The organism is Xanthomarina arctica (genome assembly GCF_014638915.1).
In the GTDB taxonomy this organism is placed as follows: Bacteria; Bacteroidota; Bacteroidia; order Flavobacteriales; family Flavobacteriaceae; genus Xanthomarina; species Xanthomarina arctica.
In genome coordinates, this window is the sequence record NZ_BMFQ01000002.1 from 641128 (window position 1) to 667610 (window position 26483).

The window sequence follows — 26483 nt, forward strand, 5'->3', positions numbered from 1 at the left end:
AGAAAGCCTCAAAACAACCTATTGTTTTATTTCTTGTAGCTTAACGGTTTAAGGTTAATGTGATAGCACTATTTACTGAGAATGCTTTTGTGGGAATCCTATGAAACTCTATAAGTAGATCTTGGGCATAGACCCATTGTCCATTTTCAAGAGTTTCAAGTGATGTGATTTGACCTTCTGCATTAAATTTAATGCGTAAGCTTTTGTAATGCTGTAAATGTTTTGTGACTAAGGTGGCGTATTGGGCATTAAATTCCATTTTAATTTTGCGTTTATCGGTTGATACTAACTTTTCAGTGATTGTTGTGGTGTAAGACTTTTTATAAGCTGCTTTTTTAAAAAATTCGGCCTCTGCTCCTACAGCCGCATTGTTGACGTTCTCAGGCATGGGAAGTGGTTGTTTTACACTTTTTATAACGCCATCTTTATTTACTATGGTTTCATCTACAGCCACAAAAGAGGTGTACTTACTTAGCAGGTTGTATTTTAAACCTAGAGCAATTACTTCATCCTTTACATCGTTATAAAACAAGACATTATAATCGTCCAATTCTTCTATTTTTTTTCTGGCCCATAAATAAGGTAAAGCCTTGTTTTTATCACTTAAGTTACTAGCAGATACTTTAAATTCTTGCTTAAACTTTTTCTTGCCCTGGTAACCGGTAATTAAAATGGTTCCTTCGGGTTTGCCATGGTATTTTCCATAGACAAGCACTGGTCTGGCAGCAAAGACATCGGGAATACTGCTTGGCGCCATATCGTAAATTTCAAAGCCTTTGGTTTTGAGTTTCACTTGAGTCAGTAAAGGGGTTTCTATATAGTTTTTAAAGGCCTTGGCTACTTCCACAGCCTCGGCAGGTGAAGTGGCTATAAAAGATTCGCTTTGAGACACTTTTGCCATACCTTCAATTAAATATCTATTAACGCTAGAGCCAATTCCAAACGTAAAGACATTGGCTTGATCTAAGTTGCTGTTGATAAGCTGAAAAGCTTCCTTTTCTATGTTTACATAGCCATCGGTTACTACCACCATGGAACGTGCGCTGTTTGGATCTTTTCTCGGTAATTTATAGGCTTCCTTTAAAGCACTGAGTAATTCTGTGCCACCGCCACCTTGGCCTTCAGACAAAAAACGAATGGCAGCCTCAATGTTTTGCTCGTTAGATTCTACAGCGTTTGGGCTAAAAATAGTAGAGCTGGACGCAAATAGTTGCACGTTGAAGGTATCTGTAGCTCTAAGATCGCATAGTAAGTTTCTCATGAGTTCTTTTGAAACTTCTAGCGGATAGCCATTCATAGAACCCGACACATCCACAATAAAAAGGTATTCTCTTGCAGGGATGTCTTTATAGTTAATGTTTTTAGTTGGCTCCATTTGAAGGGCAAAGAAATTCTCACCCTCATGTTCATATAACAACAAACCCGATTGTATTTTATTTCCTCTCAAATTATAGTCTAAAATAAAATCTCTATTCCCAGGATTTACATTACTTTTTGATAAAAAAATATTGGCTGTTTTAGGGTTGGGATATTTAACATTAATTTGATGGCTTGGACTGTTTATATTTTGGATAATCATACCAGCATTTAGTGATACTTTCAAGTCGTATTTAAAAGAATCGGCAGACCCTTTTGGCATATATGGCATGTTAAAAGCCTCTTCTTTTTGGGCACTTTCTCCAATAAATCTTGGGCCAACTACTGCTGGTGCTACAAACTGATAGCTGCCATGAGTTGGCACTAATAATTCGGTATAAAAGATGGTGATAGTAATTTCATCGTCAGCCATGATATTCCCTACATTCATTTGAAAAACATTAGGTCTGTTTTGGTCTAGCTTGGCGGCCCGTTTGCCTTCTTTTACTGCTGTTTCATACACTTTTTTAGCTTCTTGCTTTTCGAATATTTTAGCCTTAATAATTCGATCTCCAATTTTCATTTGCATGTTATGGACAGCGGCTTGCGTAGAAAGAGGAAAAACATAGGTAGCTTCCAAAGGCAAATTCCCTTTGTTTTGATAGACTTGAGTGAGTTTTACATGGGCAATAGTTCCTGAAATTTCTACCTCTGTAAAAGAAGATTTTAAAGGAATTACAGCATCTTTAGTAGATACTGATAAATAAGGGCCATCCGTTTTTTGGGCAAAGCCAATGGAGATGGAACAAAGAAGTAAGAGCGTTGCAAGATATTTCATGGTTTTTAAGTTTTAGATTGTTGTTATTGATACATCAAATCTAAAAGAGAAACCGAGCTATATTTGGTGGGTTCTAGAATTCGTCGCTGTTAAACTAGAATTCGTTGTTATGTGATATTACTTAGGATTGCAAATAAAAAAAAATGAAAGATTAGTCCAGAGTTTCCTTAAACACTTTCATCATGTCTATGGTAGATATATGAGCTCTGCCTGTAGCAACTTTATAATCTGAAGATACATCATTTGCTCCTTCTTTAATGCCTTCATAAATTCCAGCAATAACGGTTCCTATAAAATCGCCTAAAGCTGCTACTCTTTCAGCTTTATAATCTGCTACAGAAACTGAATGATAAATAAGACTTGTATGAAATACTTGATTCATGTAACCAGTTAACTGACTTTGAGTAACAGGCTCTCCCACAAGATTATAAACTTGACCATGATGCTTGTCTTCAGTTAACATTTTAGCATACCCATAGCCTAACTCTTCTCGGCTGGTATAGGTACATTTGCCATTAGCTGCACAGTTGCGTATTTCTCCTTCTTTTATATAAGTCTCTAAGTATTCTAAATCTGGTTCTATGTAAATACCATTTCTACCAATAACCCATTCTAAACCAGAATTTTGAAGGTCTTTTTCTGTTTGTCTGTTAGTTTGTACTATGGGACTAAACGCATTACCTTCTTCTGCTCCAACAATGCTGGTGTACACTATTTTCTTAACCCCATTCTGTATTGCAGCCTCAATGACGTTTCTGTGCTGAATGATTCTTTTATCGGGTGCATCCATACCTGAAACCAGAAGAACAGCATCTACGCCTTTTAAGGCTGCATTAAACTGTTCTCTACTATTATAATCTCCTTTTCTAATTTCAACGCCCAAGTATGCTGCTTTCTCAGGGGTACGCGCCACGCCAATAACATTGTCTTTTCCTACTAAATTAATTAAGTGTTTTACTATTGAAGCACCTAATTTTCCGCTTGCTGATGTGACTGCTATTTTCATAATCGTGATTTTTTAGAATTGATAATCCAATTGATTTATAACCATAAAAGTATGTCAAATTCTTAGAAACGTTAAGATAAACCTTAGACATCGAATGGTAAATTATGCCTTGTAAAAGCATACGTTTATTACTTCTTAGTTGATTTTTTCATAATTAAAGAATTTATACCACTGTAATTATCTCACTTTGTGGTAATCTAGATTTTGGCGTTTTGTCAGTCGAATTAAAATCAGATGCGGTTCTATACCCTAAAGACACAGCTACTAATGACGTAAACCCTTTTTCTCTTAAACTGAATTCTTCATCTAAAGCTTTTACATCAATACCTTCCATTGGTGTTGCATCGATACCTAAACTAGCAACTCCTAATAAAAAGTTACCCATATTAAGATATACTTGTTTTTCCATCCAATGTTGATAATCCTTTAAATCATATTTATGAATGTCAGCAAAAGCGTTCATTCCTCCATACATCCCATTCTTTACATCTTCATTAGGAAACCTTCCGTCTTTATCCTGAACTTCTAAAAGGTGTTTAAAAAAAGTATCGTCTGCACCTGCACTTGTTTTTGAACAAAACAATACAACCGCTGAAGCATTCGTTATTTTTGGTTCATTAAAATGAAAAAAGCCTTGGGTTCCTTTTGCCATACGTGCTTTTCCTTCTGTAGTTTCTGCTATAATAAAATGCCATGGTTGCAAGTTTACGCTTGAAGGACTCATTCTTAATAAGTTTTTAACTTGTGCCATATCTTCTTCAGATATTTTTTTGGTGGTATCAAATTCTTTCGTCGTGTATCTCCAGTTTAATGTTTCTTGTAAATTCATTTTTTATATTAAATAATTATACTATCATTTTTATAGTGACAAAAGTATGTAACCTATTTAAAACTCGCAATAACGGTCAAAAATGATAGTACGTGTTAAATTTAACCATCAACTCGTAAAACACTAACTAACAACACAATAAACGCGTGTTAAATAAACTATAAAAAGTATAGTTGTATAATTTACTATAGTACTTTATCTTTGCATAAACAATAGAACTAGTAATTACTTGATTATGTACCAATTTAAAGGGAAAGAATATCCATGTTGCGCCAGTTTAACCATGGGAATGATTGGTGGTAAATGGAAGACCGTTATCCTATTTCATTTAATAAATAAAACACTTCGATATAATGAATTAAGAAAAGAAATGCCAACAGTTACTGAACGAACGCTGAGTTTACAATTAAAAACATTAGAGGATGATGGCATCATAAAAAGAAAAGTTTACACTTCTAAACCGCCATTAAAGGTGGAATATTCTTTAACTAATTTTGGTAAAACTTTAATTCCGGTTGTGCAATCTATTGCTGAATGGGGTGTTTTTGCTATTAAAGAAGAAGGGGAAGTGGTAGTTTAAGAGCTCATATTTTTTATACTTATTCTCAATTTAAATCTATTGTAGCTACTCAAAATGAGTATTTATTTAAAACTTTTATTTCTTACCAAGATATACCTATTGGAGGAAGTCCAAGCAATGATGATTCCAGTTAATAGATGATGAGACTTTATCTTAATCAAAAACCCCAGAATATTTTTTGTAAAATTAATTATCCTGAGGTTATCTTTATATTTACTTTAAGGTTTTACGCCTTTTATTCGTCTAATAACAGATTTAAATTCACTGTAATATTATCGCGTGTGGCTTTACTAAACGGACATACCTTATGGGCTTTTTCAACTAAATCTTCTCCAGTTTCCAAATCTACTCCTGGAATGAAACAATCTAAAGTAGCTTCTAGAAAAAAGCCATCTTCATCTTTACAAAATCCAATAACGAGAATAAATTTCGGAAAACTATTTCTAGGCTATTGTACTCCTAATTTATTTACGCTTTTCAGAATATAAAGGATGTTAAGCGTATTAGAGTATTTAAAATTTAATATTAGGTCATGATGACATTCTTGGTTACATACATGTAACTTCCCTCCTAGGTCGTTATATAAAATGTGTTCCGTAAACATTTAAAAAGCAACTTTTTACAATATATTTTTAATACCAAACTACATCTTAATAACATGTGCCACAACACCCTGAACTTTAAAATCGGTGGTTAATATAATAGGCTGATGTTTTAAATTTGTAGAATGTGGCTTTAACACAATGGTACTTCCGTTATGTCTAAACTCTTTAACCGTGGCTTCGTCGTCTAGTAAAGCGAGAACTAAATCTCCAGTGTTGGCAGTCTGTTGTCGTTTAATGAGTAGTAAATCGCCACTATCAATCCCTTTCGTATTCATAGAATCTCCACTAGCTCTCAATAAAAAATAATCAGTTGGGGTTTTAACCAGTTTTGTAGAAATTGGGATATGGGCTTCGATATGCTCTTCTGCAAAAACAGGTAATCCACACGCTACAGATCCGATTAATGGGATGTTTACTGTATCACTTTCAACGGTGTTATTAAAGACAGCTTGGTTGATATCTAACAAATCTCTAGCTTCTACTTGCAGGATATTAGCAATCTCATACAACATTTCTAAACTGGGTTGCCTCCTATTTTGGACATAAGAATTCACCATGTTGTAACTCTTATTTAGCTTTTCGGCCAACCAAGTTTGCTTAATGCCTTTGTCTTCCAAAATGTCTTTAATGCGATTCATAATTCAATGGGTTGGTTTTCAGTAGCAAATATAATAAATTACATAATAGTATATCATATTATGAGATAGTTATTTATACTATTATGATATTATTTTCAAATACAACGCATTTTTAATTAGATTAAGTTGTAGCTTTACGCCTTAAAATTAAATGCTTAAGTATGTCTTTTGAACGTGTACAAGAAAAGTTAAATATCCTAGCAGATGCAGCTAAATACGATGTGTCTTGCTCTTCTAGCGGAAGCAATAGAACCAATACCAACAAGGGATTGGGTAATGCATCGAATTCTGGTATTTGCCATACCTATACAGAAGATGGCCGTTGCGTGTCCTTATTAAAAATACTGCTTACCAACCATTGTATATTCGATTGTGCGTATTGTGTGACGCGCAAAAGCAACGATATAAAACGGGCGGCATTTCAGGTGCAAGAGGTAGTCGATTTAACTATAAACTTTTACAGACGGAATTATATTGAAGGTTTGTTTTTAAGTTCAGGCATTTTTAAAAGCGCCGATTATACCATGGAACGCTTAGTATCTGTGGCCAAAAAATTAAGATTAGAGGAAAACTTTAATGGTTATATTCATTTAAAATCTATTCCTGGTGCTAGTGACGAACTTATGCGGGAAGCAGGTTTATATGCCGACCGGTTGAGTGTAAATATTGAAATTCCGACAGAAGAAGGCTTAAAACTTCTAGCTCCAGATAAAAACAGAGCGGATTTTATTAAGCCTATGGAAAAAGTTAAAAATGAAATCATTCAATATAAAAGTGAAAAGAAACTGATTAAAAGCACGCCAAAATATGCACCTGCTGGACAAAGTACACAAATGATTGTAGGCGCGAGTGGCGAAAATGATATGCAAATCATGTACACTTCCAATTACTTTTACAAGAATTTTAATTTAAAGCGCGTGTACTATTCGGGCTATGTGCCTATTAGTTACGATACGCGTTTACCGCAAATTGGCACGCCTGTACCCATGTTACGTGAAAACAGACTGTATCAAACCGATTGGTTATTGCGGTTTTACGGCTTTCATATTGAAGAAATTTTAAACAAAGACAATCAGTATTTAGATTTAGATATCGATCCGAAATTGGGATGGGCGTTACGGAATTTACACGAATTCCCTGTAGATGTTAATAAAGCCGATAAGCGCATGCTGGCAAGAATTCCGGGTTTAGGGATGAAATCGGTATTTAAAATATTAAGTGCCAGACGTTATAGACAACTTAATTGGGACCATTTAAAAGCAATTGGTATCTCTTTTAATCGTGCGCAATATTTTTTGATTTGTGCCTCCAACCAATTTGAAACTCGAGATCTGACACCCGAAAAAATTAAAGGGTTAATCTTACAAAACTCCAAGAGTAAATATACCAGCATGCTTAGTAACCAATTAAATCTTTTTGGGTAGTCCCCTGTTATGGAAACCACTCTAATTTACGACGGCACATTCGACGGGTTCTTAACAGCCGTGTTTACAGCTTTTGATATGAAATTAAAAGCAGTGACCATAGTAACTACAGAACGCTTTCAACAACCTTTATTTGGGAGTTACGAAACGGTGCATACGGATGCTGAGAAAGCAAATCGGGTTTGGACGGGCTTAAAAAAGAAACTATCTGCTAATGACTTACGCCGTTTTTATTATGCGTTTCTGAGTGAAAAACCCACTGTAGAAGACAGCTTGTTCCAAGCCATGGTTTATGTGTTTACCGCCAAAACCAATGTGGGATCTGATTATACCAATGTGCATATTTTGGAAATCTCTAAACTGACAAAAAACGTAGGACGAGAAAAACACAGAATGGAAGCTTTTGTGCGGTTTAAACTGACAAAAGATGGCGTTTATTTTGCAAATATAGAACCTGACTTTAATGTGTTACCACTTATAAAAAATCATTTTAAAAGACGTTATGCCGACCAAAAATGGCTGATTTACGACTTAAAACGGAAGTATGGAATTTATTACGATTTAGAACAGGTAGATATCATTACCCTTGAATTTGATGCTGATTTTGATCCGTCCAAAACATCGACAGATATTTTTGCTGCAATTGAATTAGAATTTCAGCAGTTATGGAACGATTATTTTAAAAGTACAAACATCGCGTCTCGGAAAAACATGAAACTGCATATACAACATGTACCGAAACGGTATTGGAAATATTTAAGTGAGAAACAGTAGATACTGTGCGTATATTGGTTCAATAATACAATCTGAAATCGAGTAATTTACAGACATTGTAATGCCTTTGGTGCAACTCTTCAACCACATCAAACATATTATCATCTTCTTTAAATAAGTTAAAGAATGCTTTATCAAGGTTAGAACTACTTATACCATTATATGCATTACCATAGCCAGAAACTGCTTTTGCGCCTGTGATATCTAAAAAATATTGTGCCTCTTCTTCGTCTAAATCTAGAATTTTTGCATTTGAAAAATGTAAAATTTTTCCGCTTAAGCGACCTTCAAAAAGTTCAGCAATTTCCTGAAAACTATAATAATAATCATTTAAACAAATGCTATTGGCTTCACCCTCCATAACCAAGTAGATTATTTCATAGTCTTTAAAATTATGATCATCTAAGATCAGTGTATTTAAGCTCTCTTCAAGACCTTCAATAGTGTCGCATGTTTTATGTATACTCGCTATTTCGTAGGTCAAAGCCAAGTGTTCCAAGCTTTCTTGGGCTTCGGTAACCTTCACCGTATCTATGTCTTGAACGCCTTCCAAACAATAAATAAAATAATCTGAATCTATAGCGTTTTCTTGGGGTAATTGGGGTCTTTTTTCTAACAAGTTTCTATATTTATGCAACGTATTTGAAACGCAAAATTAAAACAACACTTTTAAACTTTTTAGCACTTTATAATAAAATTATTTTATAAACTTATTTAAAAAAAGCTCACCAGATGGTAAGCTTTTTTATATTTTTTTTTAAGTAGTAAACGTCTCTTATTCGTCTAATAATAAATTTAAATTCACTGTAATATTATCGCGTGTGGCTTTACTAAACGGACATACTTCATGGGCTTTTTCAACTAAATCTTCTCCAGTTTCCAAATCTACTCCTGGAATAAAACAATCTAGGGTTGCCTCTAGAAAAAAGCCATCTTCATCTTTACAAAATCCAATAATAGCCGTAACGCTTAACTCATCTTCATCAATTTCAATTCCTTCACTTTTAGCTACTGCTTGAATTGCTCCTCCAAAGCATGCTGCATAAGCTGCACCGAATAGTTGTTCTGGATTGGCACCATTACCTCCATCTCCACCCATAGATTTAGGAACTGATAAATCAAAATCTATTGGACTATTTTCTGATGCGACCTGACCTTTTCTACCGCCTGTTGCAACTGTGGTTGCTTCATATAATGTTTTCATCTTTTTCGTTTTTATAATTTAGATATGTAAGATAACACCATAAATATATTTAATAAAACGAAATTTCATAAAGTTCTCTTAAAATACAATAGATGTTTTCAGCGGATTGAAAGCATCTAGAAACCCTTATTTTTAAAATATTCTATTAGAATATCACTCTTAGTTTTATCTAATTTGCGCGGGTTAGAATCCAAAACATAATAAGAACCATTATAACCAAATCTGTTATTAAACCCATATTCACAGATGACTTTTTCTGGAGCAAAGAGCGTATGCATGGTATAATCTGTATTGTATTCGTGTACCGTGTTTTCATCGATACCATCTCCATAGTTGAAGAAAGTCAAGGACCAATTCACATTTTTATTTTTGTGTAAAAAGGAATCCTTTTCTATATATCTTACTATAAAGCTATCGATAGTTATTTTGTGTTGCTCTTTTTTTTGGTCAAAATTCTTTACCACGAAAAAGTCGTTTCGGGTTTTTGAGTACCAACCATAAGTTTCTAAGGTGTCTTTGTTTATTATTATTTCATCTGGCGCTAAGTGAACTATTTTGAAGGTGTTATCCTCTGGTTTTTTCTTACAAGAGAGGATCAACAAAAACGATATCGAAAAAATAAGCACTCTAATAATTGTCATAACAGAAATAGATATACGTCATTGATTAATATTAATGGCTTGTAGCCTAACTCTCCCTGCGCAACACTTCTAAAGGCGAACTTCTCAATACCGTTTGAATGTTGCTCAATCCAATAATTAACACCAAGAGCGTGATTCCTGGCATAAAAATTAAAAAAGGAATTCCAGATGGAATAAATGGCTCTTTAAAAACAAATAAAGCTAAACACAGACTACTAACTAAAGCCAATAGCAAGCCTACCAAACTTCCTAAAAGCCCTAAAAAGAGGTATTCGAAAGCTGAAATTTGTAAGATCTGTTTGTTTTTAGCTCCAAGGGTTCGCAACAACACACTTTCTTTAATTCGCTGATATTTACTGGTTCTTACAGAACCAATCAATACAATAATTCCTGTGAAAATACTGAAAAATGCCATAAAATTAATCACCCATGACACCTTATCAAGAATATCTTCTACAAGTGTAAATATTTGTCGTAAATCGATAATAGAAACATTCGGGAATTTAGATACCAAATCTTGTTGCAAAGCAGCAGAGCTTACTTCATCTGGCACCATCGTGGTAAAAACGTTAAATTGAGGAGCATCTTCTAAAACACCTGTTGGAAAAACAATGGTGAAATTGAGTTGGATTTGAGACCAATCCACTTTTCGAATACTTCCTACAGTTGTTTCCATTAAAACCCCTTGCACATTAAAAACCACCGCATCTCCAACAGTTAACTGGGAATCGTTGGCCAGATTATCTGAAATAGAAATTACTATAGGCTCTCCTGGTTTGATGTATGGTACCCACTCGCCTGCCATTAATTCTTCTGAAGCTATTAGTGAATCTCGATAAGTTGTTCTAAACTCATGATTTAAAAGCCAACCCTTTATTTGTCTGGTTGTATCCTGACGGATCTCATTTACCAAACGGCCATTTAGGCTTTCCATGCGCATGGTAACCAGAGGCATGTTATTAAGTACTGCTAAGTTTTTTGATGTAATACTTTCTGCAACAGCATCTTTTTGATCTGGTTGCACATCCAATATAATAATGTTGGCATTTTCTGTGGTTTGTCCGACTTCTGTTTTAGCTAATAAAATATCCTTAGTAAAATATAAGGTACTTATTAGAAACGTCCCTAAACCTATGGCAACTACTAATACAACAGTTTGATTATTGGGTCTAAAGAGATTTAACAAACTTTGTCTGGCAGTAAAGCTCCAATGTTTTGGAAAAAAACGCTTAATTGTTTTTATAAAACCTAAAGCGACAGCGGCCAACAAGGTAAAAGTAATGACAGTTGCACCTACAAAACCCAAGGCATAAAGAGGATCTTTTAGCAGCCAAAGTGAAAATAGAAATAGGAATACTAAAATGATTCCGAAGACCAAAAACCGTACGTTTCTAGGTTCTTGAGAGCCATTTTCATCTACCCGTAAGACATCTAAAGGCGACACATACCAAGTACGAAGTAATGGTAAGAGCGCAAATAACACCGACATGAAGAGCCCTAAGAATATTCCTATTAAAATAGGTTGAGCGGAAATGGTTATTTCCAAGGTAAAGGGTAAAAAATCTTTTAAGAGATATGGAAATACGGTTTGCAGGGCAACGCCTATCAGGGATCCTATAGCACCACCCACAATTCCAATGCCCGCAATTTGAATTAAGAAAATCAGAAAACTCTGAAGTCTGGAAGCTCCCATGCATTTTAAGATAGCAATCGCTTTTAATTTTTCTTTAATATATATATGAACTGAACTCGCAATTCCGATACAGCCTAATAATAAGGCGATAAAGGCTGCTAAATTCAAGAATTTACCCACATTGTCATAACGTTTCCCTAAGCGTTCTGTGGTGCTGGTATGCGTATCTAAATCGGCATTTTCTAAATCGAGGGCCGGCTCTATTTTAGCTTCTAAGCGCTCTAAATTAAAGGTGTCCGATACTTTATAGAAATATTGATATTCTTTTCTACTTCCAAACTGCAATAATTCTGTGCTTTCTACAAATCGATATGGAATTACTACTGGAGGTGCCACCGAACTTGAAACAGCAGAATTACCTGGCATGGATTTTAAAGCTCCTGCAATAGGCAATGTCAGTTGTCCTATTTTAATAGAATCTCCTGGTTTCATGTTGAATTGCAACATCAAAGTCGCATCAACCAATGCTCCACCTGACTGTTGATAACTATTTGATGCAGAAGATGGTTCCGTATTTATTTTACCATAAAAAGGAAAATCCCCTTTCATCCCTTGAACCTTAACTAATTTGGTGCCTCCGTTTTTTGGAAACGCAATCATGGATACAAAATTAACCTCTGAAGCATCCGGTTTTAAAGAGTCGATAATGGCTTGAGCCCGCTCTGTTGGTAATTGCCTGGAATCTATAATATAATCAGCTCCCATCAAAGTTTTCGACTGACTTTGGATATTATCCTTTAAATTGGAGCTAAACAGTTGTATAGAAACCACAGCCGCGATTCCTAATATGATGGACGCCATAAATAACAGCAGGCGCACTTTGCTGGCTTTGGCATCGCGCCATGCCATTTTAAACAACCAGCCTATTTGTAGTTTATTTGTTTCGTTGGGATGCTTCACGGGACGGGGTAGGTTGATTTGTTACTATTTTACCACCTTTTAGTTTCAAGATGTGCTGTGTTCTATTGGCTAACTCTAAATCGTGCGTAATAATCACTAAAGTCGTTCCGTTTTCCTTATTTAATTCTAAAAGTAATTGGATCACTTTTTCTCCAGTTTCATCATCTAAATTCCCCGTAGGTTCATCAGCAAACAATATTGATGGCGAGTTTGCAAAAGCTCGGGCTAAGGCCACACGCTGTTGTTCACCACCAGAGAGTTGCGATGGGTAATGGTGCATTCGGTCTCCTAATCCCACTTTTTCTAACAAGCTTTTACTTTTTGAGGTCGCATTTTTTGCGCCTTGTAATTCTAAAGGCACGCTCACATTCTCAAGAGCCGTTAATGTTGGAAGCAGTTGAAAATTCTGAAATATAAAACCCACTTCCTTATTTCTTAATTGGGCACGTTGGTCTTCGTTTAAGATATTCAAATTCTGTCCGCAGAGCTCTACAGTTCCTGAATTAGGTTGATCTAGCCCAGCACAAAGCCCTAATAAAGTAGTCTTTCCACTTCCCGAAGGTCCAACAATGGAAAAGGTTTGTCCTTGTTCCACATCAAACGAAATATCATGTAATACCGTTAATTGTTTGTTACCACTGGAATATGTCTTTTCCAACCCAGTAATCTTTAATATCTTTGACATCTAAATTCTAATTTAAATACAGACTTATGTCCGAGGCTCAAAATACTCAATTGCATTCATATTTACCAAACTTAACAAGCTCTAAACTCATAAAGTTTTGTTATTTTATTTTGGTTGCTCTCCTCTATTCTTGTGGCGATTCGAAAACAGAGAATACAACAGAAGTTTTACAAACAGAAACTCAAATAGAAACCACTGTGACGTCCCTTAGTAAAAGCAAAACCATTTTGTGCTTTGGAGATAGCATTACAGCTGGTTATGGTTTAGACGACACCAACGATGCCTATCCGGCTATATTACAACAAACCATAGACTCCTTGAACTTAGATTACACTGTGATTAATTCTGGAGTTAGTGGGGAAACAAGTGCTGGAGGAAAAAGTAGGATTGATTGGGTAATCAAGCAGAATCCTACCATCTTTTTATTGGAATTAGGTGCAAATGATGGTTTACGTGGGGTTCCGTTAACTGAAACCAAAGCCAATTTGCAGGCTATTATAGATGTGGTAAAGGATAAAAGTCCTGAAACCATGATTGTTCTTGCGGGGATGGAATTACCCCCAAATATGGGACTAGAATACACTACAGAATTCAGACAGTTATTTGCCGATCTAGCAATGGTAAACAATATCACTTTTATTCCTTTTATTTTGGAAGAAGTTGGAGGCATTGCTGCTCTAAATCAGAGTGATGGGATTCACCCAAATGTGGAAGGTCATAAATTAGTGGCAGGCACGGTTTGGGATGTGTTATCCCCTTTAGTAAAGTGATATTCAATTAACGAAAGAAACTTTATAATCTTAAACGTTAAATATATTAGAATTAAATTCTGGAGCACTAAGAAGCTCTTTCAATGGACTCAACATTGTATGGATCGCTTTTTTTGTAATTGCTTTCTTAGAACGAGTAATTTTTGTGGTATGTGTCATAGCGTTTTGTTTCTTGTGGTTCAAGAGATCTTCTGTTTTATCTCTGGGACAAATTTCGGAAGAAAAACACTATGAAAACGTTACAAAATTATCATATTTATATGCTATTTTAACCATATTCTGAATACCAGAAAGTTACATGTTAATATCGCCTACTTTTATGATAATTTGCCCAATAATTAGAACTTAAGGATTCAAATTAATTTTTCAACGAAGTAATCCAAGCATCAATAAGAGCTACTCCTTCAACATGCACCAAGTTTTTGCCAATTTCGGGCATCACAATTTCAGGTTCTAAATGTTGCATTCTGTAAAGTAAAATGGATTCCTCTGGCTTTCCTGCCACCACATCAAAATCTAGATCTCCAGAACCTGCACCTGCAGCAACTGGTGGTTTGTTTAAACCTAGTTTATAGGGGGTTTGTTCTTGATAGACCAAATGCAAACCGGATGTTTTTGCCGAACCGCCATCTTGATGGCAATGGGCACAATTAACATCTAAATAAGCTCTCGCCCTATTATTCACACTTTCAGAAACATCAGAATAATCAGGGAATTTATGAATATCTGCTAATTCTGGTAAATCCTTAAGTTTATTATTGTCTTGTAGGTAGCTTAACTGATTTTCAGAAATCCCGTTATACACATTAGTTTTGTTTAATTGTCTTGGGGTTGGTCCTAACGGCACTAATTCCTGCCCTTTAACATGACAATTTTTACACATGTTTAGGTTTGGAACCGAATAGCTAAACGTCATTTTTTCAGTTCTTCCGTCATTGACCTCTAAAACCAAGTCTATATCTTTTCCTAGTATATATAAATAGGCTTCTGTTTGTTCTTCATTCCATATGTAAGGTAAGGTGATCCACTCGCTTGACTCATCTTTTAATAACAAGCGTGTTTCGATAATCACATCCGTAGTAGTTGTTTTTAAATCGTTGTTGGTATAATAAAAGTTTTTAATAAGAATGGTTCCTATTGGAAAATCTAAAACCTGAGCATCAGAAATATAGCTAGCTTCAGTTCCATCTGGAAAAGCAATAAAACGTTTTTTTGAAGCATAGTCGGTAAACAAAGGGGAATTCAAATCGTAAGGCACCACTTGTTTGTTTGCAGGGATTAATTGATTCAAGGGTTGCAGGAAAAAGCCATAATCAGAGAGTTTCTTTAAACCTAAATCCTCATAGTTCATTAGTGTGTCTTGACTTGTTAATAAGCCCGAAATACTCACGTAATCTTTAAGCTCAACGACGCTTTCTTTTTTCTTACAACTAATAAATAAAGCAAAAACAAGTAAACTACTTACAACTAAATTTCGATACATCACTGGTCGCATTTTTAAAATCATGTAAAACATCCAAGCCAAAGAAAGAAACAGTTTCTGTTCCATCTTCAAAACAAATCGTATAATCTGATTCGGAATCTTCCAAACCATCCCAAAGAACATCCACTGTTTGAAAAGGTTTCTTAAATATCAGGATCTTTCCAAAATCGTTATTAATTGTAGGGAAAATATAGGAATTGGCATAAGAATTCTCACCAATTCTAATGTTTCTAGGATATGGATTGTAGTTCTTATCTGCAGTATACTTATCATTAATTACACGTACCGAACCTACCACGCCTTCTGCTTCCACTTGTTTTTCTTTAGAGCGTTTTCCCAATTCATAAATTAACTCATAACTTGCAATGGCAATAGATGTTGTTTTATTATTTAAAAAGGTATTGTCATGAAAATAAACATCTTTAGTACTTAAAACCAAACTACCTGTTCCACTAGGTACTTGGCCTACAATAGCTCCTTGTTTCGCGAAATTCTTGGTATTGTTTTCATAAACCGTATTATTATAAACCTCAATGTTAGATCCATATTGCGTTAATCCAGGCAAATCAAACACTAAAATACCACCTGTATTTTCATAAGCTTTATTACCAAATATCTTAACATTAATAGAGTTTTCACTTTCTATTCCAGCTACATTGTAAAAGGCTTCATTATTACTAATGACCACATTAACAGATTGTCCCACGTAAATACCAGCATCTGCCGATCCAATAGCTCTACAATTATCTATCAATACATTTTTACAAAGAACTGGGTAAAAAGCGTAGGCGCCATTGGCTTCACTTACTTCTCCTGTCCAGGAACTCTCTACATTTTTAAAGGTAATGCCATCGGTGTCCATTACTTTAATGTTATCTCCCTTGGCGTTTTCAACCGTTAAATCTTGTACTGTAATAGCAGTACTATTGGTTATTCGTATTCCTTCGGCCCCTTTTGTTTGTCCTTTAAAGTTTAGAACCGTATTATCCATTCCTTGTCCCTTAATGGTTACATGGTTCACACCATCTAATAATAAAGACTGGGTTATAGTAAAATGACCTTCTCCTAATTCGATAACCGTACTGTCTTTGGCTAATAAAAATTGAGAAAGAATGGCATTTTCTTGCCCTTCGGTATAATGTCTTTCAGGGGCATAAGTTGGCGTAGGCTCACTTTTTAAAACAAAAAACAAGATCACTAAACCTGTAATGACAAAGAGAACTAAATAAAGCAGTTTTTTCATGTTGGATCAGATTGAAATAGAAGCTACAATTTAGAAAAAATATCAGATAAGGGCGCTGTTATTGAAAAAAATAAAGTTGAAACGGGTTTTGGTTAGTAGATATGGCACTCAATTCTACATTTCTTTAATACTAATGAAAAGATATCCGCAGATTTTACTGTAAAAAACAAATCTAAAAACGTATTTCTAAGTAAGATTTCTAAGATTGATGTTGGTTTTTTTACAATTCTAAAAAAATATAGTTTTTTAAATGGGACTAATTTTTCACAATTAAATTTGCAAGTTTCATGTTCTCATATATTTACAAAAAAACCTTTTAAACAAAGGGCTACTTTCAAAATGAATGTCCTTTAAAATCAGGAATTTTAACACCCAAACCCCTAAACAACTTTATTAAAAAAAGTATCTTTGCCGTCCATTGTGTTATTATCATTATTAGACCCTAGATCAAATAATAATATAATATAAGGATCTAAAAAAAAATCATTAATATAAAATTATCAATTATGAAACAAGTAATCACATTATTTGCCGCCGTTTTAATCAGCACCCTATCTTATGGTCAATTCGAGGTATCTCTTAGTTCTGGGTATGCCATAGGTAGTGCTACCATGAAATTAGGCGAAACAGTTAGTAGTACAGAAATTGAAAATAACTATGGTAGTTATGGAGAGGGAGCTAACTTCCAATTAAGAGGTACCTATTTCTTTAATGAATCTTTTGGTGTCGATTTAGGAGTTGGTTATCTATTAGGTACAGACCAAACAATTTCTGAAGTTAATTTACCTGGATATGAAGTAGATGCTAAAGCTAGAGCACGAGCTTATGGAGCTTCAGCTTCTTTAGTTTATAAATTTACCAATAATGTTTACGGGCGTTTTGGTGCCTTAATAAAAATAGCTGGAAAAACAGAAGCTATTGTTTCTCAAAAAGAAACATTTTCTTCTGCAACAGCTCAAGCATTAGGTTTACCTGAAGGATCTTATTCTCAAACTAATTATACAGAAGACTTTCACGGAAAATTTCCTTTAGGTTTTGTTGGTGCACTTGGTTATAAGTATGCTTTAAACGACAATTTCAGTCTTTTTATTGAAGCAGAATATTACGGAATCAGTTTAAAAAGAAAAGATTCTGAACTTACAGAATTCAACACCGACTTCGTATTACCTGATGGTACTGTAGCCGCCGCTGGTGTATATTCTTTAGACAACTTACCAGCTGGATACAATAAAGAAACAACTTATGTAGATTCTATTTCTACAACTAATACAGATTCATCTCAAAAATTATCTGAAAAAGTACCTTATTCTTCTTTCGGACTTAATTTTGGTGTGACTTATAAATTCAAGAGTACAGCTAAAAGTACCTCTAGTCTATAATTGTAAGTAAGTGTCAAGGTTGGTTTAGAAATAAACAATCAGTGATTAAAAATATAAACCCTCTTAAACATATGTTTTAAGAGGGTTTTATTTTTATAAAGAATAACAGCTGTCTACCATCATTATATAAGCCGTTTAAAGAATCACTTCTATGCATGGGCTTGACAAAACTCCCAAAAGATGTAGAAAATAAATAAGACGCTTAAATAGCTTGTAACGCCTCCTAATTTTTAATTACATGATCCTGAAGTTCTGACAACAAAGGAAATCTCTTATTTGGACTATCGCTTGTTCTGTTTTTCATTTTTAAATGCAACTTTCAAAGTTTCGATTAATCCAGGGTAATCACTTCGCTTAACAGAACCCACTTCCCATTAACTTCAGCACTGCGAGTTACAGTAATCTTATTAGGACCTGTTTTTTTAAATACATCAATAAGCTTGAGGTTTTTATGTATGGCCGTGTTAATTACAATTGGATCGCAAAGCAACATGCCATTGGTAGGGTTAAAAACATAGAGGCTTTTGGTTGTAGGTTTTATATCCCAATATCCAATTTCATCAGCCCCATCTCCATTAAGGTCTTTCAAGTTTTCTAATTCCGATTGGTAAGATTCTTCAATCTTTATGTCTTCTAATTCTTTATTACTGAATTTGATGATGCTGTTGCAACCGCCTTCACAGTCTATGGCATCGTTGTATTGAGTTCCCTTTGTTAAAATAACGTTTAGTTCTGGAGAGATTACCGTGGCATAATCTGATAAACCGTCCCCATTAAAATCTCCATACACTTGTCTGTTATTGGAAAAGAAAATAATATCTTCTCGAGCACTAGGAAAAATGGGAGCATCCAGATTATTCCCATCTTCAACAACACCTTCTCTTTGTATTTTGAAAGCACCATTTTTAATAGTCAATGAAAGGTAAGACGCATAGTCTGCTTCTATCCCACCGTAGCTAACATGATTGGTAAACGTTACTAAATAGCTTCCAGCCTCTTTTGTAATATCAAATTGATCGTCCAAAACACGTTGTGTATAGTTTGGAAATTGTTGAAACAGTAAGTTTTTATCTTGTTGCACTTGCGATTTGGTACGTTCTCCTCCGTAATAACTCACTAAAGACATATAGTCCCTTTCCAAGTAAGCTACCTTCAATTGTGTATGGGCTTGGTTCCATTCTTTTACAAAGGCACGCACCTCTTTATCTCCTTTAGGTTTAACCTTATTGCAACCAGAAAATAGTACAATTAACAAGCAAGATAAAAGTGAAGCGTATTTCATAAATTTAAACGGATATTAATTTTAAATATAAATGATAAAGGTACAAGATTTTAAACGACTTCAGTTGCCTACGATGTTACCATATTTTTTTAGAACAAAAAATATTGAGATAAAATCTCTAATAACATGAAACTTACTAGGCATAAAAACAGAAATCAAAAGAACCAAAATGCAAAGCGAATACATATTAGGCCGTTTTGTATTATCAACTTCAAACTATTTTCAATCTAGGATCATTTATTCGAGGCATTCAAAAAAGCATCCAAAGGCACTAAGAGATTGCTAGCTTGACTCGTTTTTGTAGAAAGAGCTTGTGCTTCTGTAACCATTGCAGTAGTTAATCCACGAATGGCTGAAATATTTTTACTAGCATTATTTTCGGGAGACTTGTCTATAGTTGCTGACACCATAAGAAGTGCAACACCTGCTTTCTTATTTTCTTTCACACCTTGGCCACGTATATACAACCTACCCAGATTCCCAATAGCCAGCCCATCGCCTTGAACAGAAGCCTTACGATACCAATCATTCGCTTTTAAGAAGTCAATGTCAGTGCCAATCCCATTCTCATAAAACACACCAAGATTGAATTGAGCGCCCATATTTCCTTGAGAGGCGGCATTTTCATACCAAAAAAGAGCTTCTCTTTCATTCTTACTAACTCCAAGGCCTTGCTCATACATAAGCGCAACATTAAACTGAGAATCGGCATGTCCTTCTTTAGCAGCCGCTAAGAAATCCTGGAATGCTTGTGGCATGTTGTTGGATTCTACTGCCTGAACCCCACTCTCGAAAAGAGCTATACCGTTAGCTTTATCTTGCTCTATATTTACGTTTTGAGTGTTCTCTTTATTTGGGGTTTTGGATTGCGTTTGCTTAAAATTTCCTTGCTTGCATGATAATATTACATTAAGACATAGACAGAGCAAAAGAATTTTAATTGTGAAAGATTTGATATTCGATAGTTTCATTTTTTGTTTCTTTTTTAATGATGCATTGGGATAGCTAAAAAAATCCATTTCCAGTTTACGTGGTTTTTTTCCAATGCGTTAAAAATATTGTTTTTATAATAGATTTAAAACCAAAAGCAACTTAAATAAACTTTCAATTTACTTTTTTTTAATCAATCAAAAAGCGCGGCAATCTCTTTGGCTGTTTGACGTGCCGTCTTACCTACTCCATAAATGGTAGCAGATGCAAACCCAGTCCAACTACCATAACCAACAAGCCATAAATTTGGTTCTATTACAGAACGCGTATAGGTGGTTTCTATTCGATTATTTACAACAATGCCTAAAGGAGCTAAGTATTTTAAATTTGCTCGAAAACCAGTACACCAAATAACCATATCGTAGGTGCTTTTAGTTCCATCTTCCCAAATAACTCCTTTTTCATAAAAAGAATGAAACATTCGTTTCGCGTGTAACACACCTCTACCTCTAGCCTCTTTAACGCTTTCAATCATGACAATATCACTTAAAGTAGCTTTAGTTCCGGCATTAGTAGTTCCAGTTTTACCATGAAATGTATCTGTAGCATCGTTAAACAAATATCTTCCATCAATATCGTCCGGTAAAAAACTAGGCTCCTTGAGTGTTACCCATTGAGTTTGGGCTACTTTCGAAACTTCTGCTAAAACTTGTGCTCCGGAGTTTCCACCCCCAACAATTAACACGTTTTTACCTGTAAAATTACCTGGGCTTCTATATTCTGAAGAATGCATTTGGGTTCCTAAAAAAACCTCTCGGTTTGGGTAATCTGGAACAAATGGAGCTTGGGCCGTTCCTGTAGCGCTAACTACGGTTTTACTATAAAAAACCCCTTTATTCGTCTCTACTTTAAAAATAGTATTTTCCTTTACTATAGAAAGCACTTTAACTGGTCTTTTAACAGGTATTTTGTAACGCAATTCATACTGTTCTAGATAAGAAATAAACTCGGCTTTATCTGGATATTCATTAATTCCCTTGGGCATGCCCCATCCTGAAAGTGAACTAAACTCTGTAGGCGAAAACAATTTTAAGCTATCCCAGGTTTCCAACCAAGATCCACCTGCTTTTTGGTGATCGTCCAAGACTAGGTAATTTAGTTTGTACCTTCTTAAAAAATAAGCAACAGATAAGCCTGCTTGTCCGCCACCTATAATAAGTGTATCATAGAGTTTCATATCATCTATTTTTTATTAAAAAAAGGAGGTCTTTAGCTTGAATAGTTTTAAATTACAAATACTCTTCTAATAAAAGAAATTCCCAAATTACTTATTTCAAAGTTAGAAACTAATTTATTTAAACTGCCAACCAGTACAAACAAAAAGGGGAATAGTTTTAAAAACCATTCCCCTTTTCTACTATTAACCAACTTTACTAATTAAAATTTTTATACTTTTTATTCCATATCTATAATTCCAACCACTTCATAAGCTCGCTTATCATTAACCTTTACTCTTTCATATAAAATGTTTGCGTATTCATAATACCTTTCACCATCTATAACAACTTTCTCAGAATCATCAGGGAGTTCATAAACTAAGGTTCCTATTTCTGGATCTACAACCTCGTAAACATTATTTGTTTGAACATAAAACACCCCCTGCGCATTATAATAGTTATAGGTGTTATAATTTACTCTCACATAATTTGAAGGCAAGGTCTTTATTTTAAATCCAACCTTTGGAGCAATTACAATGTAACTCCCTCTAGATTGGGTATAATATCTATTATTTGCATAATAGTAATTTTGACCTTGATAACTGATTTTTGTTTTGTTTGGAACATTTCTTACAGAGGCTACTTTTTTCTGTTTAGTTTTATAAGTTACCTTTGAACTAGGCACTTTTTTACTAAACGTTTGCACCTTTTTATTAGTCTGGGTGTTACTTTTTGCAACTGACTTTGTTGTCGTTTTAACATTTGTATTACGTATTGTTTGTGCCGAAACTTGAAGACAAATTAAAAATAATACAGGCAATAAATATACTTTTATATGTGCTTTCATAGTTTTTCTGTTTTTGGGTCTTTGTTTCATTAGAAGGCTTTACAATTTCTTATTTCTTCTATTTCTATGGTGTAAAGATATTTTAATTAGTCCTTGAAAAAAACACAAATAGACCAATACCCAGATTGTATCTACCAACTTTTGAAATTTATAGAAATAGAATAATAGATAGCAAATAAAAAAAGCGATTTGAATTACTATTCAAATCGCTTTTAAAACTGTTATTAAAAAGTATGCTTATTTTACAAGCTGTATTTCTGGTTGTTTCCAAGTACCATTATAAGCTTCTGGTTTTGGCCAGTATTCTCTAAGAACCACTCTAAATGGTCCATTAGGTGCTGGTAACCAATTAGATTCTAAATTTTTCCCAGGAGATTCTTTCTGAAAATATATTGTGATTCCTCCATCTGCATTTTTTTTCAATTCAGATAACATAGGAGAATTAATTAAATAACGGTTGATTGGATTGGCAACCATTAAGCTTTCTGGTGAGGTATACATCGTTAAAGACCAAAAGGCATTTACAGGAGGTAAATCACCACCTTTAAAAGTTAAAGTGTAGTTGTTTGTAGCTGCATCCAATGGTTTTTTGTCTGCATCTACAGTATAAAGTGGATAGAAAGCTTCCTCTTTAGAGTTACCATAAAGACCTAAGACATCGCCAGCCATTCTGTATAAATAATTACCAGCTATATAGTCTCTTGTTCCAAATACGTTAGCAGATGTTACTTCACCAGCTTCAACCTTTTTCATTAAACCTGCAAAAGTTACGCCCCATGCTTCTTTTATACCAGCTTCCATGGCTGCTTTAACATCCGGAGAAAGTGTTGAAACATCAATTGTTTTTCCAGCTCCTACACCTATTTTAGCAAAACGCTCCATCAATGCAACTTCAGATGGTACTGTTGGACAAAAGTTCATTACAAAATTCATCACATTAAAAAACTCTAAAGAAGTCTTTTGCTCAGCTGGCGTTAAAGGTATCATCCAGTTAACAGATGCTGAAGCAGCGGCTACAGGAGCCTTACCCAAATATTCAGATAAACCTTGTACTTTGTATTTGGCTTGTACAGCCTTTACATTATCAATATCTGCTGGGTTGAAAAGTTGTGTTCTAAAAACGACTACTCCAATTTGAGTTTCTGTTTTTATCACCTTATCAATGCCTTCAGGAGTTTCTCCTTTCCAGTTTGGTCCAACAAGCATGTATGTACCTGCTTTGTTACCTGTAGTTCTTGACCCTAGGTAAGCGAAATTATACGTGTAACTGTCTACGAATTGCACATCATAATAACGACTTTCTTCAATTTCTGGAAGGCCAATAATTAAAGGTTCGTTTGTTACATCATATCCAATCCATGAGTAAGGTGTGTCTGAATTTGCTGTTTGTACAGCAGTATCCGCAGCTGTATATACCTGCGCGATATTTGTAATTTGATTCCAAGGCGCTTTAAATTCCGTCCCTGTTTTGTCTACATAATAGGCATATTCCACACGGTAGTTATCTACCATTGGATACCCATAAATATAAGCATCATGAGCTATAGCTTTTATAGAATCCAGAGGTAATGTTGCAGGAGATTCCTTTGCAGGTTCTGCTGGCTTGTCTTTACAAGCATTCATTGTTACAACTAGTACCATAACAGATGCTAGTTTCATAAGATTTTTTAAATTCATTGTTTGTTGGTTTTTAATTAGTACAAATGTATAGTAAAAAAAATAAAATTTAAAGCGACTTAAATTTAAATTCAAATCGCTTTTTAAGATTTAAATAAGTTTATTTAACTTCTATAAACTCACCTGGCTTCCAGGTCTTGTTGAACCAACTTTCCTCGGGACCATATAAGCGAAACAGCACAGCCCATCCTCTACCTGGAATGGTTTGCACCCAATTCTTTTCATGCCCTTTTGGAGCCGTTGGGCTAAACCAAATATCAATAGTTCCATCAGCATTGGTAACAATGCCTTTGCTGGCGGTTCCTACACTTGGAAATGCTTGATCTGTCTGCAACATGGAACGCGTTTGACTGTCGTACGCCACTAAAGACCAGAAATCCTTGGCTGGAACGTTCGCCGGAAGCTGTATTTTGTAAGTTTTGGAACCATCAAGGGACATGCCTTTGGAATCTGTAGTAGCCATGACATACTGTGAACCGAGTCCTACCATTTTGAATGCCATCGCTGGGGTGATTCCTGTGTAACTGTAGTGGAATAGGTCGCGTGCAGCCAAATTGCGCACGCCTGGTTGTGATAGGAACTGGTAGCTACCGCCAACAAATGTGAAGAACCATGAGCTACCTGGTGACAAGTAGGCATCATCCATTCGAGGTTGAAACGCAATAGTTCTTGCTGCGGCATTTCCAACAGCCACGGCCTCTGTAAGCGTCTTCTTAAGTTTGTCATCAGGTGCAAAAGTTTTACCTTTTTCGATACCGATAGCAGCAAGCATACCTAAAATTTCTGGGCTGTAGGCCTCGTTTGGTTCTGCTTGAATAATCTCGTTAATGTCTGTATAGAAGCTATAATCGTTGCTACCAATGGTATTGAAATCTTTGTCAGATACATCGATATACTTCATCTCTGGCTGGTTGTTGATTGCGTTTAGAGGATAAACTTTTGCGAACTTCTTTGTGTTTGCTACCGCTGTTGCTGTGCTACCATCTTTGATGAATCCACGCCAGAAATACAGGTTCTGATACGTTTGAGAGCGCAATACAAAATATCCTTGAGGCACGTCTCCCTTATAATCAGGTGGCAATAATAAATACTTGCCTCCTTTGCCTTTATCTGGTCCAGCGTTTCCGATATCACCTACATAGCGGAACCAGTGATCGTTGACGATACCCAATACATCAGGTGGCGTTTCTAACACTAACGGTCCGTCTTTCAGGTCCAACCACATCATACTGTAAATACTTTGCGTGTTGGCCGTTAAAAAAAGTGACCTCGCATTCATCAATTCTTCCATTATTAAAACCGTCTGGTTGTCGCCTCCCATGCTCTTGATGCCTCGACCAGCCGCGTGGACTGACGCACCAGGTAAAGCGTAAAGGAAGGCTTCCACTCCATGCATGAAGTCAAGATAATCATAAATCTTGTCGGCAGTGTCTTGGGTCGGAGAGCCTTGTGGAAATTCTAGCGTACCGATTCGAGATTCAATCTTTGCGGGTGTCGTGATAGACTCCGGGATAGGGGTCGTCATTTTCATCTTCGACGACTTTTGGGCATGACTTACATTTACTACAAATGCACCAATAAGTACTGCAGCAAGAATGTGAATTGATTTTTGTTTCATGATCTGTGTATTTATATAATAATTGATTTAGTATTATGTGTTTTATTTAGTAGCTCCCGATTTCTTCAAAAGAGACGTAGGTAACATGACTGTTGCTTGCACCCTTAATTGAGATTCTGGCCCAAAATCTGGTGAAATTACATTGTAATAATATCCTGCTTGAAAATTGATAGGAAGTTTGCCACCTAGTTTTACAATTTTACCAATACCAGCTCCAATTGGAACGGTCCATTGTTGTCCACTTTCTGCTTCCCAATTGGCCGTGATGATTGGAGACGTATTTATATACAACCCTTTTGGTAAATTATAATTAGCAAAAACTTGAGCATAAAAATTATTTACATCTTGTACATCTGAAGGGCCTGCTACAGAAAAAGTGTTGTTAATAACACCTCCATATACCCATTTTTTACCCATTTTTAATACCACTATTGAGGGACCTACACTTAATTTTTTAGAACCAAAATCAGCATTTCCTGCAGGGAAGGCAATAATAGGCCCAAACCCCCAAACAATTCCTTTAGATTTTGGTACATAAAATGCTGTAAAATTAATATTACTTACCCCTGTAACTGAACCAGAAGCTTCTGTAAAATCAGGTTGCCATAAAATTGGAATAATAGTTCTAGTAATAAGTTTGCCATCAAAAAAAGGCAATACAGGTTGAATGTTTAAGATATTTTGTGTTCTATCATTATTAGGACCGTATCCAAAATTAGTATTGTTTTGAAACGGAAAACTCATAATGTTGGCTAAAGGGTTTTGTGCTGCTTTCGCCAATTCTTCTTGAGTTTCTTGAGCATTCATAGTAGCAATGAATAGCATAAAGCATAATAAAGTAATTTTGTTTTTCATGATTTTTAT

23 protein-coding genes and 2 pseudogenes are annotated in these 26483 nt (G+C 35.1%); 5 read left to right on the forward strand and 20 right to left on the reverse strand.

Features of this window, described 5'->3' with window-relative positions; all coding sequences use genetic code 11:
- Nucleotides 1-40 precede the first annotated feature (40 nt).
- The 3 genes from IEV77_RS09130 to nfsB all read right to left on the reverse strand — a co-directional run bounded on the left by IEV77_RS09130 (nucleotide 41) and on the right by nfsB (nucleotide 4029).
- Nucleotides 41-2194 (reverse strand): VIT and vWA domain-containing protein, encoded by a 2154-nt coding sequence (locus IEV77_RS09130; protein WP_188464027.1) that lies wholly within the window; start codon nucleotides 2192-2194, stop codon nucleotides 41-43.
- Nucleotides 2195-2345: 151 nt separating this feature from the next.
- A complete protein-coding gene (locus IEV77_RS09135) occupies nucleotides 2346-3200 on the reverse strand; it encodes an SDR family oxidoreductase (RefSeq protein WP_188464029.1) in 855 nt (284 codons plus the stop codon).
- A gap of 163 nt (nucleotides 3201-3363) precedes the next feature.
- A complete protein-coding gene (nfsB, locus tag IEV77_RS09140; RefSeq protein ID WP_188464031.1) occupies nucleotides 3364-4029 on the reverse strand; it encodes an oxygen-insensitive NAD(P)H nitroreductase in 666 nt (221 codons plus the stop codon).
- A gap of 235 nt (nucleotides 4030-4264) precedes the next feature.
- Between nfsB and IEV77_RS09145 the strand changes: the two genes are divergently transcribed.
- Nucleotides 4265-4609, forward strand: coding sequence for a winged helix-turn-helix transcriptional regulator (locus IEV77_RS09145; RefSeq protein WP_188464033.1), 345 nt, complete (start codon nucleotides 4265-4267; stop codon nucleotides 4607-4609).
- A 235-nt stretch (nucleotides 4610-4844) separates the two neighbouring features.
- On the opposite strand, the pseudogene IEV77_RS17455 reads toward IEV77_RS09145, so the two are convergent.
- The 3 genes and pseudogenes from IEV77_RS17455 to sinR form a co-directional block, all read right to left on the reverse strand.
- Nucleotides 4845-5027 (reverse strand): annotated as a pseudogene (locus IEV77_RS17455) (OsmC family protein); the annotation flags it as partial.
- A gap of 225 nt (nucleotides 5028-5252) precedes the next feature.
- Nucleotides 5253-5681 carry a transcriptional repressor LexA gene (gene lexA / locus IEV77_RS09155; protein ID WP_229736656.1) on the reverse strand — a complete coding sequence of 143 codons (429 nt, stop codon included), beginning with the start codon at nucleotides 5679-5681 and terminating at the stop codon, nucleotides 5253-5255.
- Nucleotides 5676-5852 (reverse strand): annotated as a pseudogene (gene sinR / locus IEV77_RS17460) (polysaccharide synthesis transcriptional regulator SinR); the annotation flags it as partial. The gene lexA and the pseudogene sinR, both read right to left, overlap by 6 nt.
- Nucleotides 5853-6013: 161 nt before the next feature.
- Between sinR and IEV77_RS09160 the strand changes: the two are divergent.
- Both IEV77_RS09160 and IEV77_RS09165 read left to right on the forward strand, forming a co-directional pair.
- Nucleotides 6014-7276: a putative DNA modification/repair radical SAM protein gene (locus IEV77_RS09160; RefSeq protein WP_188464039.1), complete on the forward strand. Its 1263-nt coding sequence runs from the start codon at nucleotides 6014-6016 to the stop codon at nucleotides 7274-7276.
- Between the two features lie 9 nt (nucleotides 7277-7285).
- Entirely contained in the window at nucleotides 7286-8050 is a 765-nt protein-coding gene (locus IEV77_RS09165) for a TIGR03915 family putative DNA repair protein (protein ID WP_188464041.1), read from the forward strand.
- Between the two features lie 19 nt (nucleotides 8051-8069).
- On the opposite strand, the gene IEV77_RS09170 is transcribed toward IEV77_RS09165, so the two are convergent.
- From IEV77_RS09170 to IEV77_RS09190, 5 genes are all read right to left on the reverse strand, one after another.
- Nucleotides 8070-8669, reverse strand: coding sequence for a DUF6642 family protein (locus tag IEV77_RS09170; protein WP_188464042.1), 600 nt, complete (start codon nucleotides 8667-8669; stop codon nucleotides 8070-8072).
- A 156-nt stretch (nucleotides 8670-8825) separates the two neighbouring features.
- The gene (locus IEV77_RS09175) at nucleotides 8826-9254 is read right to left on the reverse strand and encodes an organic hydroperoxide resistance protein (protein ID WP_188464044.1); all 429 of its coding nucleotides are present in this window, start codon (nucleotides 9252-9254) and stop codon (nucleotides 8826-8828) included.
- 116 nt (nucleotides 9255-9370) lie between these two features.
- Nucleotides 9371-9895, reverse strand: coding sequence for a hypothetical protein (locus tag IEV77_RS09180; RefSeq protein ID WP_188464046.1), 525 nt, complete (start codon nucleotides 9893-9895; stop codon nucleotides 9371-9373).
- 46 nt (nucleotides 9896-9941) lie between these two features.
- Nucleotides 9942-12437: an ABC transporter permease gene (locus IEV77_RS09185; protein WP_188464843.1), complete on the reverse strand. Its 2496-nt coding sequence runs from the start codon at nucleotides 12435-12437 to the stop codon at nucleotides 9942-9944.
- A 25-nt stretch (nucleotides 12438-12462) separates the two neighbouring features.
- On the reverse strand, nucleotides 12463-13173 hold the full coding sequence (locus IEV77_RS09190; RefSeq protein ID WP_188464048.1) for an ABC transporter ATP-binding protein: 711 nt from the start codon (nucleotides 13171-13173) through the stop codon (nucleotides 12463-12465).
- 26 nt (nucleotides 13174-13199) lie between these two features.
- On the opposite strand from IEV77_RS09190, the gene IEV77_RS09195 reads away from it, so the two are divergent.
- On the forward strand, nucleotides 13200-13943 hold the full coding sequence (locus tag IEV77_RS09195; protein ID WP_188464050.1) for an arylesterase: 744 nt from the start codon (nucleotides 13200-13202) through the stop codon (nucleotides 13941-13943).
- Nucleotides 13944-14301: 358 nt separating this feature from the next.
- On the opposite strand, the gene IEV77_RS09200 is transcribed toward IEV77_RS09195, so the two are convergent.
- Together IEV77_RS09200 and IEV77_RS09205 are read right to left on the reverse strand one after the other, a co-directional pair.
- Nucleotides 14302-15426 carry an SO2930 family diheme c-type cytochrome gene (locus IEV77_RS09200; RefSeq protein ID WP_188464052.1) on the reverse strand — a complete coding sequence of 375 codons (1125 nt, stop codon included), beginning with the start codon at nucleotides 15424-15426 and terminating at the stop codon, nucleotides 14302-14304.
- Nucleotides 15401-16669 (reverse strand): parallel beta-helix domain-containing protein, encoded by a 1269-nt coding sequence (locus tag IEV77_RS09205; RefSeq protein WP_188464054.1) that lies wholly within the window; start codon nucleotides 16667-16669, stop codon nucleotides 15401-15403. Before IEV77_RS09205 ends, IEV77_RS09200 begins: the two co-directional genes overlap by 26 nt.
- A 506-nt stretch (nucleotides 16670-17175) precedes the next feature.
- Here IEV77_RS09205 and IEV77_RS09210 point away from each other — a divergent pair.
- A complete protein-coding gene (locus IEV77_RS09210) occupies nucleotides 17176-18048 on the forward strand; it encodes an outer membrane beta-barrel protein (protein WP_188464056.1) in 873 nt (290 codons plus the stop codon).
- Between the two features lie 331 nt (nucleotides 18049-18379).
- Here the strand turns inward: IEV77_RS09210 and IEV77_RS09215 are convergent, their stop codons facing one another.
- The 7 genes from IEV77_RS09215 to IEV77_RS09245 all read right to left on the reverse strand — a co-directional run bounded on the left by IEV77_RS09215 (nucleotide 18380) and on the right by IEV77_RS09245 (nucleotide 26474).
- A complete protein-coding gene (locus IEV77_RS09215; RefSeq protein WP_188464057.1) occupies nucleotides 18380-19330 on the reverse strand; it encodes a hypothetical protein in 951 nt (316 codons plus the stop codon).
- Nucleotides 19331-19563: 233 nt separating this feature from the next.
- On the reverse strand, nucleotides 19564-20088 hold the full coding sequence (locus tag IEV77_RS09220; RefSeq protein ID WP_229736629.1) for a tetratricopeptide repeat protein: 525 nt from the start codon (nucleotides 20086-20088) through the stop codon (nucleotides 19564-19566).
- A gap of 365 nt (nucleotides 20089-20453) precedes the next feature.
- Nucleotides 20454-21497 (reverse strand): ArsO family NAD(P)H-dependent flavin-containing monooxygenase, encoded by a 1044-nt coding sequence (locus IEV77_RS09225; protein WP_188464059.1) that lies wholly within the window; start codon nucleotides 21495-21497, stop codon nucleotides 20454-20456.
- A gap of 218 nt (nucleotides 21498-21715) precedes the next feature.
- The gene (locus tag IEV77_RS09230; protein WP_188464060.1) at nucleotides 21716-22324 is read right to left on the reverse strand and encodes a DUF6515 family protein; all 609 of its coding nucleotides are present in this window, start codon (nucleotides 22322-22324) and stop codon (nucleotides 21716-21718) included.
- A 237-nt stretch (nucleotides 22325-22561) separates the two neighbouring features.
- On the reverse strand, nucleotides 22562-24001 hold the full coding sequence (locus IEV77_RS09235; RefSeq protein ID WP_188464062.1) for a DUF1254 domain-containing protein: 1440 nt from the start codon (nucleotides 23999-24001) through the stop codon (nucleotides 22562-22564).
- Nucleotides 24002-24101: 100 nt separating this feature from the next.
- Entirely contained in the window at nucleotides 24102-25619 is a 1518-nt protein-coding gene (locus IEV77_RS09240) for a DUF1254 domain-containing protein (RefSeq protein ID WP_188464064.1), read from the reverse strand.
- Nucleotides 25620-25661: 42 nt separating this feature from the next.
- On the reverse strand, nucleotides 25662-26474 hold the full coding sequence (locus IEV77_RS09245) for a neuromedin U (protein ID WP_188464066.1): 813 nt from the start codon (nucleotides 26472-26474) through the stop codon (nucleotides 25662-25664).
- Nucleotides 26475-26483 lie beyond the last annotated feature (9 nt).